Genomic DNA, 11492 nt, shown 5'->3' with positions numbered 1-11492 from the left:
CCACCCTCAACGGAGAACCCCGACGGTCATGAGCGCGCCCGCGGCAAACCCCACCAGAACAAACAACAGCAGAAACAGCGGTCTGGCATCGCCGCCGGCGCGCTTGTGCAAAAGCTCCAGGCGCTTCTCCAGCCCTGCCACGACACCGTCCATCCGCATCAGATGCACGTCGAGTTCCGTCATGCGCTGATTGAGGTCGCCGCGCAGCCCTTCGATCGCGCCGCTGACCTCGCCAAGATCGCCCGGCGTTGCCCCGCCTGTGCCGTCGATGGTGGCGGCGGGCCGCTGCAGCGAACGCTGGCTGACCTGCAGCTGCCGCTGGGCGGCCATGAGCATGTCGAGCTTGTCGAGAATGCGGGTCATCGGTGCGGCGATCAGCGCTTCGGCCGCCTGCTCATCCGGCTTCGGCACGCGCAGGGCCTGCTCGACACCTGCGCCGCTGATGGCGATAACGACCAGTTCACCGGCGCGCGCCGATGCAAACTGCGGCAGCATCACGTCAAAGGCATGAATACCATCGCCAACGCCGTTGCGCTTCAGGTCAGGACGTTCCTTGTCGGCCACCGCCTCGGCAATCGGCTTGCCGTCCAGCAGGACGCGAATGATCAACCGTGCGCCCGGCGCCTGCGGATCGAAAGCCCAGCCATACAGCCGACCGGCATCGACGGCATCCACGCGGCCCTTCAGGGGCTCGCCGCGCACCGGCTCGGGCTTGGCGGGTCGTGCGTTATCCTGTTCCGGGATGGCGGTCGGCTTCACAGAGGCCTGCGTCGGTACTTTGGTCACTATGGACATGGGAGAGTCCTTTCTGATTGATCAGGCAGCCTCGACACGTTCGGGCCGCAGCGTCTCGATCAGATCAAGATACCGTCCGGCTGTCGTGTCGATGGTATCGGGGTGGCGTGCCCCAAGGGAAAGATGCGCGCGCAGATCGGCATCTTCGGCGATGCGCCGCATGGCAGCTGCCAGTGCCAGCGGATCGTTCGGGGGGACGGTCAGGCCATTGACGCCGTTCTCGATCATTTCGGCCATACCGCCAATATTGCTGGTGATGACAGGGCAATCCTGGCCCTGCGCCTCCTGAATCACCAGCGGCGCATTCTCCCACCAGATTGACGGCATGATCGCGCAATCGACCGCCGCAATGAGATTGCCGATATCCTCACGCCGATAGGCGCCGCGCCGTTGCACAAAGGGCGCGGTTTCGGCAAAGAGCCTGTCGATATCGGCGACAAAGGTTTCACTCTGGAACGGCGCCGCACCATGGACACGCAGCTCGAAATCAAAGCCTTCCGCGATGAGCTGCTTGGCCGCCTCCAGAAGGACGGTCGTGCCCTTCCACGGGTTGAGGTTGCCGAAATAGCCGAAAACAGGCTTGCTGCGGGCCGGCGCAGCCGGCTTTGCCACAAGCGCCCGCGCGGGCTGCCCATTGGGGATCACGTTGATCAGTTCCTCGGCAATTCCCCAGTCCACATAGCGCTGCTTGAGAAATTCACTGGGGGAGACGAAGGCATCGACCACGCTCAGAAGCGATTTGAGATGACGCTCGCGCAGGACGAACTTGTCGAGTGCGATGTCCTTGAAACAGCTGTGGCAGCGGTCCGGGCTGGCGCCGTAGCAGAGTTCCTTGCCGCTTGTCCGCACCATCAGGCCATCGTGATGGCAGATGGGGTAATAATCGTGCAGGGTCAGGACAATCCGGCATTCCGGCAATGTCTGGCGCACGATATGCGGGAATTCCGCGCCCAGCAGCAGCAGGTGATGCAGGTGGACGACATCCGGCCTGAAATCCCGCAGCAGTTCGACAATGTCGGGAACAATGCCGTAGAGGTCGACCTGACTCATGAAGAACCGGTCGAAATGGCCGGACCACAGCAGGATTTCATCGCCCTTGTCGCCGATGCTCTGAAAGCTCGTACCGGGTCTGGCTTCCCGGTGAATGTGATTGGTCGCACCGAGAAACAGCGCTTCACATCCCGCCCGCTGATAGGCGCGGAAAAGATCGTGCGCGAAGATTTCCGTGCCGCCGGGATGCAGGGACGGATGATTGTGGGCCGCAACGAGAACACGGGCCATTATCTGTCGCCTCCGGGACCGGCAATGAAGAGGTCCTGATAATGGTCGGCGGGAACACCGCGCCAGTGCCCGAGCGACTTGCTGAAAACCTGCAGCCCGGCCCGCGTCAGGGCGCGATCCAGAAACCCGTCGTCGAAGCCGACGGCGGCAAGGGGCGGCAGTTCCGGCACGAACCAGCACGGCCCCTCGTCATAACGCTGGAAACCCAGGCGCCTGTCGCGCTTGCCCAGCGGATTGTCGGCAGCCGTCTTGTCGACGACGAACGCCGTCATGAACAGGCGCCCGCCGGGCGCAAGCACCCGCGCCACTTCCTGCAGGTAGACGCTGACTTCCTCATCGGGAAGATGGGTGACGACCGAGGTCATGATGACGAAATCGAACTGCTTGTCCTCGAAGGGCAAACGGAGCATAAGGCCGTCGATCGCTCCCTTCGGATTGTACAGGGAGTGGGCGATATCCATGTAGCGGAACTCGAAATTCGGATAGACCGGGGTGATCTTCTGCTGGCACCAGTTGATGCCGCCGGACACCGGATCGATGCCGCAATAGCTGCCCTTGGCCGGATCGATATATTGCGTGAGCGGCACCGCCATGCGGCCGATGCCGCTGCCGATATCAAGCACGCGGCTGTCCGGCCGCAATCCGCCCTTGCGGATGAAATGGCCGAGAAACTCCGAACCAACCGCCTGAAAGTCGCCGTCGCCGACAAACACGCTGTCCGGATCTGGGCAGGGCAGGAACCGGTTGCGCATGACGGCTTCCATCAGCCAGTCGACATACTCTTCGTTCACGGGGCTTATCGGCTCGCCCTGGGTTTTCTTGAGTGCGATAACGTCGGTCAAGCAGCGCTCCTTTCAGACTTTGCCGCAATGAAGGGCGCAACCGTGTCTTCCGCCGCTTCGTCCCGGTACGTCGTCATCAATTCTGTAATGTCATCGTTCCAGCGCTGGGTGTGCAGCCATGAATTGTACTGGCTTGCCAACCCCCGCATGTAATCGGCACTGCGGCGGATGGACCGCCGCTCGAAATGGTAGAGGGACACATCAGGCGCGTAGGCGATGTGGAAGCCGATCTGGCGAATTTTCAGGCACAGATCGCTGTCCTCGTAGTCCCCGATGATATAGTCCTCGGTGAAACCGCCGACGAGATCGTAGATGTCCTTGCGTGTCACCAGGCAGGCCCCGGTCACGCCCGGCACGGTGCGGGAAACCCGCGCCGGCGCATAGGCGCCCGGCATGCCCTTGTAGAAATGATGGTTGAGCCAGATGCCTTTCTGGTCGCGGGCGAAATAAAGCCCGGCGTGCTGCAGCGAACCATCCTCGAACAACAGGCGCGGTCCGATGGCGCCCAGTTTCTTCTGGTCGAGCAGCGGCTGCGTCAGGGCCTGGAGCCAGCCATTGGCACAGGGCACCACATCGGAATTCAGCATGACCAGCATGGTCCCGTTGGCGAAACCCGCTCCGGCGTTGCAGGCACGGGCATAGCCGCTGTTGCGGTTCATCGTCACCAGCCGGAAAGGCAGGCCGTGCAGGATATGCAGCCCGCCCAGCATGTGCTCGGTATCATCCTGGATTTCGGGGGAATCCAGAACGAAGATCAGCTCCGCATTGGCAACGAGCCACGGATCGGTGGCCATCGCCGAAAACTGGAAGCGCAGGAAATCCAGGTTGCGATAGAGCGGAATGACGATCGACACGGCAGGCGCATCCGGCAGGACGCCGTATTCCTTGGTGTCAGCCACCTTCACCGTCTTGCCGAGCTTGTGCTCGACCTCCTGCAGGGCAGGGGCGAGAATATTCTCGAAGACCTGATCGCGCGCGTGCTGCGGCGGCACCGCCCGCAGAATGCGGTTGCGCTGGGCCGACGCTTCGAATGGCTGCAGCGGCGGCACCAGCGCGGCCGTCGCGCCGGAAGCCAGCCGCATCTGGAAACGCGGCTGCAGCAGCGGCCCAAGGTTCTTGCTCTGGGGAAGCCAGGCGGCAAAACCGGTCACATCCGCGCCGAACCCGTCTTCCCGTTCCCCCGTCTTGCCGGGAAACTTGTAGAAATTGGGCTGTAGCGGCAAGGCGCCGTTGCTGCCGGAAAGATATTCGATGCCCGCCAGCATGGCCGCGGGATCGTGGCTCCAGCCGCCCACCAGCAGCCCGCCCTGAAGCGCGAGGGCAAGATCGATTTCTGCGGCGGGATGGGTTGCGGACTTTGCAATCTGGCGCACCGTCAATGGCGCGCGCGTCTGCATGTCGATGGCCGTGGCAAGCCCGGGCCCGGTCGCCTGCGCCATTTCCCGGATGAGAAACTCGCGCAGATCCATATCCCCATGACGCTTCGCCCACCACTTTTCAAAATCGGCGGGCTGGCCGTCCCCTTCGGAGAGCTTGCGCACGGCAACGCCGTTGCGGCCGGAAAACACCAGATGCAAGGACTGCGGCAGCGGACGGACGGATTCAACCAGAAGGTGACACGGCTGCCCGCCGCGTTTCGACTGGGTTCCCATGACAAGCCGTGTTGGCAGGATTGTCACCGCGCTTGGGCTGATTGCATAGATCGTGGTGATTTCGCCCAGGACCGGATCAATCGCCGTTTCCAGCAGATATTGACCGTCGACGGGTTGGCCGCACAGGCGCGCCGGGCGCGGCTCGGGTGCCAGCGCCAGCATGACTTCACGCGCCACGCTGGCAAAGATCTGGTTTTGCGAAAGCCGGAACGTGCTGCGCCATGTGCTCAAAATATTGTTGAGCAGCTTGATATGGCCGGCAGCGGACAGATTGGCGACAGCGCTGTTGACGTCAAAGGATACCAGTTCATCGGCGGGATACAGAATGGTCTGCGCCGTTGGCCCGAGCGATCCGGCAGACAGGGTCAAACTGACGGGTTCGTCCTTGGTGCGCATGACCCAAAGGATGCGCTGGCCGCCAGTTTCGAGCGGAATGTTGAGGCTGACGAGGGGAACCAGCTGTTCCGGCGCTTCAAGCGTGCATTTTGTCGAGGCCCGCACCGCGCCGGGAATATCCCAGATCACGACAGCGACATCACCGCACAGGCGCGAGATGGAAATATTCTCCGTATCGCCTGCAATATCCGTCGAATGGTCGAGGTTCAACACGTTGCCCTTTCATCCACAGCGGAAAGAAAAACGTGCCCGGCCGGAAAGCTGGGCACGCCAATTTTTGCAAAAATCAATGTACGACGAAATACTGGTCAGGATGTGCCTGCACATCGTCATAGCTGGTGTTTACGAGGGTGACGCTGTCGCCATGGCCGAGATCGACCACGACATTATTGCCAACCTGCGTAACACGATCGGCCAGATCCTCGGGAGAATGGATCTGGAGACCGTTGATATCCTTGGAAATCTGAAGGATGTCTTCACCTGGGGTAAAGTCCAGGATGACGTCGTTGCCGCCGCCACCGCCGAAGTGGAAGATATCGTTGCCGGCACCGCCTGAGAGGATGTCGTTGCCAGCACCGCCGTCGAGATAGTCATTACCGGCACCGCCCTGAAGAACGTCGTTGCCAGCACCGCCGAACAGAATGTCATTGCCATTTCCGCCCTGCAGGATGTCATTGCCAGCGTCGCCGAACAGAATATCGTTTCCGTCGCCGCCGCTCAGGATGTCATTGCCTGTGCCGCCGTGAAGGATGTCATCACCTTCACCGCCGTACAGGATGTCATTGCCTTGATCGCCGAAAAGAATGTCATTGCCCGTACCGCCGAACAGGGTGTCGTTACCGTGTCCACCGAAAAGGATGTCATTGCCCTCATCGCCGAAGATTATATCGTTTCCGTTTCCGCCAAAGACGAGATCATCACCACCATGGGCGTGAATGAAATCGTCAAAACGCGAGCCAAACAAAACGTCGTCGTAGGCGCCGCCTTCTAAAGTGGCCATCTGCTTCTCCTTCTGTCTGCTTTGAGTTTCGACCAGCTGGAAATGTTCCAGCCATCGATGCTTTGACGATTGTGCGCTGCACCAAATCGAAATGCAACCTAGACTAAGAGTATAAATGCGGCATTCGCGAGTAACAAATTATTACGAATGCGTATTACTCAACATTTTGAAAAAGAACTATAATTTATATTTACCTATACAATACTTCATCAATTGACGTTGTTTGATTGTATTTTATTTCAAAATTTGAAATATTACCAAAACCCCTTTGTTTAAGGGATTTTATTCCAATTAATCCTCTCTGAATGCTCGATTCAAGCTGTCGGAAATTGGCGAAATGATATAGTCGATCGCCTTGCGCGCCTTATGCACGATGATGACCTCGGCGGGCATTCCGGGATAAAGTTTGACTGACGGATTGGCCGCCAGCGACTTTGGCATGATTTCAGCGCGGGCAACGAAATAGGCGGTGTCGGTCTTTTCATCCAATATCTGGTCAGCCGCGATATAGCTGATCTTGCCATCCAGCGGCGTCAGCGAGCGCTGATTGTAGGCGGTCAGGCGAATCTGCGCCTGCGATCCCATCGAAACGCTGTCCACGTCACGCGGACTGATTTTCATTTCAACCACCAGGGGTTCGTTTTCAGGCACGATGTCCATCAGCGCTTCGCCGGCTGCCACGACGCCGCCTGGCGTACGCAGGCGAATATTGGCAACGACGCCCGCCTGCGGCGATCTGATTTCCACCCGGCGCATGACGTCCTTGGCTGCGACGATCCGCTCTTCCGTATCCGCAAGATCGGTCTGGTTGGTGGTGATCTCGCCGGCAATTTCGGATTGCAGGTCGCTTTCAATGCCGATCAAGCCAAACTCTGCACCGGCCTTCGCCTGCTCCGCCCTTGCCTTGTCGCCGGCATACTGGCCGCGATTGCCCGCCAGTTCGCTCAGCTTGGTATCGATCTCGGTCAACTTGGATTTCTGGGCAAAGCCCTTGGCGACCAGCCCAGCAATGGCATTGCGCTGTTCAGTGATCAGCTCGATCTGCCTGTCCGTCGCGGCGACCTGCGCCGCGGATGATTTTGCCTGTTCGGTATATTGCTCGATGGTTTTCTTCTGCACGTCCGTGCGGCTCATTTTCTGGGCCGAGCGTTTCTGGAAGAAGATGCGTTCCGCCTTGACGGCGTTCTCGGCAGCCACGTTGTCAGGCCCGCCGAAATGCTCGGGGAAGGTGATCTCCGCTGCACCCGCCTGTTCCGCACGCAACCGTGCAAGTTTGGCGATCAGCCCCGTGCGGCGGGACTGCAGCGACTGCAGTTCCGCCCGGGATTTCGTATCGTCCAGCCGGATCAGCGGTTGTCCGACCTTGACCTCGTCGCCCTCCTGCACAAGCAGGCGGTCGAGGATGCCCCCCTCCAGATGGCTGATCGTCTTGCGTTTCGAATCGACGATGACCGTTCCCAGGGCAACGGCGGCGCTGCCGAGCTCGGCCGAATAGGCCCAGCCGAAGAAGCCGCCGAACGCGATGACGATCGTCATGATTCCGGCAATGATGAGCCGGCGCAGCGGCGACTTCGCATCCTCATTCTCAAGATCGATGACCCATTCCGGGCGCACGATTCCAAATTTGGTCAATGCCTGCTTCCCGCCCGACTCGGCGCGCGGCGCCAGCAATTGGGTGAAACGTTTGGGAACAATCGATTTGCCGGTCATGATCCTGTCGCTCCCATTTTGGGACCCGTGGGTGTGATGGAGGCCACGACGTCGGTGCGCGGGCCAAACTGGGTGATTCGGCCGTTTTCCAGCACGAGCAGCTTGTCCGCCACCTGCATGATGGTCGGGCGATGCGCGATCATGACGACGATGGCGCCGTCATCGCGCGCCTGTTCGATGGCGCGCATCAGGGCTCTTTCGCCGACGGCGTCGAGATTGGCATTCGGCTCGTCCAGCACGATCAGGCGCGGGCGGTTGTAGAGGCAGCGTGCGAGGCCGATCCGCTGGCGCTGGCCGCCGGACAGCGTCAGGCGCCCGTCGCCGACCGGCGTGTCGTAGCCCAGCGGCAGGCGGCCGACCATCTCATGCACATCGGCAAGGCGTGCGGCCTCCAGAACGCGATGCGGGTCGCTTTCACCCATCCGGGCGATGTTGTCCTTGATGGTACCGTCAAGCAGCGCCACCGACTGGGGCAGGTAGCCGGCGATTTCACCAAACGAGCTGCGCTCCCACAGATAGACGTTGTTGCCGTCGAGAAAGACACCGCCCGAGGTTGGCTTGACGATACCGATCATCAGCCGGGCCAGCGTCGATTTACCCGCCGCGGACGGCCCGACAATACCAAGCACTTCGCCCGGCGAAAGGGAAAACGAAATGCCCTTGATGATCGGCATTTCGACGCCCGGCGCCGCGTAGACAAGCTTGTCGATGATCAGATCGCCATGGGGCCGCGGCGTCGGCATCGTCTGGCGGACGGCGAGGTTTTGCGCAAGCAGGGCCTGGATCCGCTGCCAGTTTCCGATGGCGTTCACCCATTGGCGCCACGTCTCCACCACATGGTCGAACGGCGCGAGAAGGCGGCCGACGATGATCGTCGTGGCAATCATCGCACCGGCCGTGATTTCCTGCTGCATCGCCAGAAGCGTACCGGCGCCCAGGGCGCCAATCTGGATCATGAACCGCAAGGTGCGGGCGATGGTCCCCATGGCCCGGCTGCGCGCGCCGCCTGCATCCATCAAATCCAGAGCGCTCATCTGCGCCGTACGCCAGCGCCGGGCCAATGCCGGCAGCATGCCCATGGCCTCGATCACTTCCGCATGGCGCAACGTGCTGCCGATTTTCGAGACGGCTTCGATGTTCGCCTGATTCGCGTCCTTCACCAGGCTTCGCGTCAAAATGTCCGTGATGACACCGCAGGCGACGAGCACGATGACCGAGACAACGCCGATAATGCCGAAAACCGGGTGGAGAAGAAAAAGCACGGTCAGGAAGATGGGGGACCAGGCAGCATCAAGCGGCGCACTGACCGCTGACGAGGTGAGGAATGTCCGCAGCTCCGTCAGATCCCGCAGTGCCTGCGTGGCTTTGGGCAGCCCCTGATCGACCGACGCCTGAACTGCAGCGGTCAGAATCGGCAGATTGAGCCGGCGCACAAGCGCGCTGCCCATGGCCTGGAACGACATGGCCCGGATGAATTCGAGAATACCGAAAACGATCAGGGCGCCTGCCGCCAGGATGCTCAGCATGACCAGCGTGTCCGTGCTCCGGCTGTTCAAAACCCTGTCATGCACCTGCAGCATATACAGCGGTACGGTGAGCTGCAGAAGGTTGATGCAGGCACTCAGCAGAACGGCATAAAGGAGGCCCGACAAGAACACCCGGCGTGCGCGCAGAATGAGGGTCCGAGGTGCCGGAACCGTATGCGTCGTCGCATTTTTTCCAACATTGCTCTTGCCATTTGCATTGTTTTGACGAGTATCACTCATGTGTAATCTGCCTTGGAAATGACACAGCTGCCCGTTAGCCCGATTGAACTTGGTCTATAGCTTTAGACTAGTAAAGTAATACCGTGCAGAATGTGACAGAAAAAAGTTCATATGGTGGGGAAAAAAGCAAAGGAGACCTTGGAATATACTTGTAACTTACTTCAAATTTTGAAGTAAAATTGATGATGGAGACAAAGATGATACAAAAACTTCTACACGAAGGAGTGGAAGTCGAAACATCTATTGACGGTTATGATGCCGCCGATTTTCCTGAAATTACAGCGGAAAAACAGGGACATAGACATCCAGTTCACACCGTTGTGGTGACACACTTCGAGCTGGCCAGAATGATTGAGAGAGTAAATCGTCGGTTCGCCAGTCTGCTGAGGACTGAACTGACGAAGTTGGGGATCGAAGACGTTGGCCCAGCCCAGGCGATGGTTCTCCTGGCGATTGGCGACGTCGAACTTTCTGTTGGGGAGCTCTTGGACCGGGGTCACTATATCGGCTCCAATATCTCCTACTATCTGAAGCAGCTCGCCGATGGGGGATACATCGACAGGGTTGCCTCCCAGCGCGACAAGCGGTCCGCAAGGATCCGCTTGACCGACAAGGGCGAACAGCTTTGCGCCAATCTGCGCAATGCAGGCGGAGCTTACAACCGCGTACTCGCCCGGGATGATGACGATCTTCGCAATCTGGAAATCGCATTCCAGACATTGCACAGACTCGAACTGGTTTGGGGCAATGCCGCACGTTACGGCATCTGAGCCCCTGTCAATTCGTGTTCTGATGTCTGGAAAGGACTGACATGCATGTGGCTTTCGTTCACAGGCGCGGCCTGGGTCAATTTGCTGCCCTGGCCGAACATCTTGCGGCAAGCGGGCATGATGTCAGCCTTATCTGTGAAACAGTGGACCGGCGCCTCCCATCGGTCCGCGTGATCAGACACAGAATGGAACCTGGCCCTCGGGCGGACAGCCAGATGGCCAGGTATCTCGGCATTCCCGATCACCACGTGCGGATCGGGCACCGCGTTGCCGAAACACTCGATTCCATGACGCGCCAGGGCGAACGCCCCGACATTGTCATCGGTCATATCGGCTGGGGCAGCATGATGTTCGTCAAGGATGTCCTGCCGCAAGTTCCGGCCCTCGGCTATTGCGAATTCTTCTATCGGGCCGAAGGCGCCGATGTCGGATTTGCGCCGGATGACAATCCGGATGCCGAAACCCGCAAAAGATTAAGGCTGCGCAACATTGCGCAGCTGATTTCCCTTGAGGCAATGAACGGCGGCATCAGCCCGACGTTCTGGCAGAAGAGCCTGTATCCGGCCGCCGCACAGAAACGCATTGCCGTCTGCCACGAAGGCGTCGACACCCGGATTTTCCGCCCCGACGCGCACGCAGCGCTGAAATTGCCCGATGGCCGCATTCTCAGGGCGGGCGATCCGCCTGTAATCACCTTTGTTGCCCGCGACCTCGAGCCCTATCGCGGCTTCCCGCAGGCACTCGAAGCGGCGGCAAAGGTCATCCGGAAAAATGCCGACGCCCTGTTCGTCTTTGTCGGCGGCGACGGGGTGAGCTATGGCACGCCGCCGCCCGGTGGCGGCTCGTGGAAAGACGCACTGCTTTCCAAGTATGATTTGCCGCCCGACAGGATCCTGTTTCCGGGTGCGATTTCGCACGATCTCCTGCGCCAGCTCTATCAGATATCGACGGCGCATATCTACCTGACCTACCCCTTCGTTCTGTCCTGGTCCGTTATCGAGGCTATGGCATGCGGCGCGCTGGTGATCGGTTCGGATACCAGGCCCGTTCAGGAAATCATCCGGTCGGGCCAGAATGGCCTGCTTGTTCCCTTCTATGATACGGACGCGCTCGCCGACACCATTTTGCGCGTGCTTGCCGGGCCGAACGATTTCATGCCGCTGCGTGCGGCAGCACGCCGCACGATCGAGCACCGTTTCCGGCTGACCGATTGTCTTGCGCGGCAAAAATCTCTGATCGACGCGGTCTTGCGAGCTGCCTGAACGGCGCTGTCTTCACCC

Annotated in this window: 9 protein-coding genes; 2 read left to right on the top strand and 7 right to left on the bottom strand. The window is 59.9% G+C overall.

Annotated elements, in window-relative coordinates:
- Positions 1 to 6 precede the first annotated feature (6 nt).
- From ACZ25R_RS00180 to ACZ25R_RS00150, 7 genes are all read right to left on the bottom strand, one after another.
- On the bottom strand, positions 7 to 795 hold the full coding sequence (locus ACZ25R_RS00180) for a hypothetical protein (protein WP_464664317.1): 789 nt from the start codon (positions 793 to 795) through the stop codon (positions 7 to 9).
- 21 nt (positions 796 to 816) lie between these two features.
- Entirely contained in the window at positions 817 to 2079 is a 1263-nt protein-coding gene (locus tag ACZ25R_RS00175) for a glycosyltransferase family 4 protein (RefSeq protein WP_472459795.1), read from the bottom strand.
- Positions 2076 to 2918, bottom strand: a complete 843-nt coding sequence (locus tag ACZ25R_RS00170) for a class I SAM-dependent methyltransferase (protein ID WP_472459602.1) — start codon at positions 2916 to 2918, stop codon at positions 2076 to 2078. Before ACZ25R_RS00170 ends, ACZ25R_RS00175 begins: the two co-directional genes overlap by 4 nt.
- Positions 2915 to 5176 carry a glycosyltransferase family 2 protein gene (locus tag ACZ25R_RS00165; RefSeq protein WP_472459794.1) on the bottom strand — a complete coding sequence of 754 codons (2262 nt, stop codon included), beginning with the start codon at positions 5174 to 5176 and terminating at the stop codon, positions 2915 to 2917. The genes ACZ25R_RS00170 and ACZ25R_RS00165 overlap by 4 nt, the downstream gene beginning before the upstream one ends.
- 76 nt (positions 5177 to 5252) lie before the next feature.
- The gene (locus tag ACZ25R_RS00160) at positions 5253 to 5966 is read right to left on the bottom strand and encodes a calcium-binding protein (protein WP_464664321.1); all 714 of its coding nucleotides are present in this window, start codon (positions 5964 to 5966) and stop codon (positions 5253 to 5255) included.
- A 291-nt stretch (positions 5967 to 6257) separates the two neighbouring features.
- Entirely contained in the window at positions 6258 to 7676 is a 1419-nt protein-coding gene (locus tag ACZ25R_RS00155; protein ID WP_464664323.1) for an HlyD family type I secretion periplasmic adaptor subunit, read from the bottom strand.
- Positions 7673 to 9442 (bottom strand): type I secretion system permease/ATPase, encoded by a 1770-nt coding sequence (locus ACZ25R_RS00150; protein ID WP_223615917.1) that lies wholly within the window; start codon positions 9440 to 9442, stop codon positions 7673 to 7675. The genes ACZ25R_RS00155 and ACZ25R_RS00150 overlap by 4 nt, the downstream gene beginning before the upstream one ends.
- Before the next feature lie 200 nt (positions 9443 to 9642).
- Here ACZ25R_RS00150 and ACZ25R_RS00145 point away from each other — a divergent pair, with 200 nt between their 5' ends.
- Positions 9643 to 10212, top strand: coding sequence for a MarR family transcriptional regulator (locus ACZ25R_RS00145; protein ID WP_223615929.1), 570 nt, complete (start codon positions 9643 to 9645; stop codon positions 10210 to 10212).
- 41 nt (positions 10213 to 10253) lie between these two features.
- A complete protein-coding gene (locus tag ACZ25R_RS00140) occupies positions 10254 to 11474 on the top strand; it encodes a glycosyltransferase family 4 protein (protein ID WP_346308361.1) in 1221 nt (406 codons plus the stop codon).
- Positions 11475 to 11492 lie beyond the last annotated feature (18 nt).

It is taken from the genome of Phyllobacterium sp. RCAM01083 (genome assembly GCF_055685835.1).
Note: the sequence above shows the minus strand (reverse complement) of the source record. Positions and strands in the feature narration are given on the sequence as shown.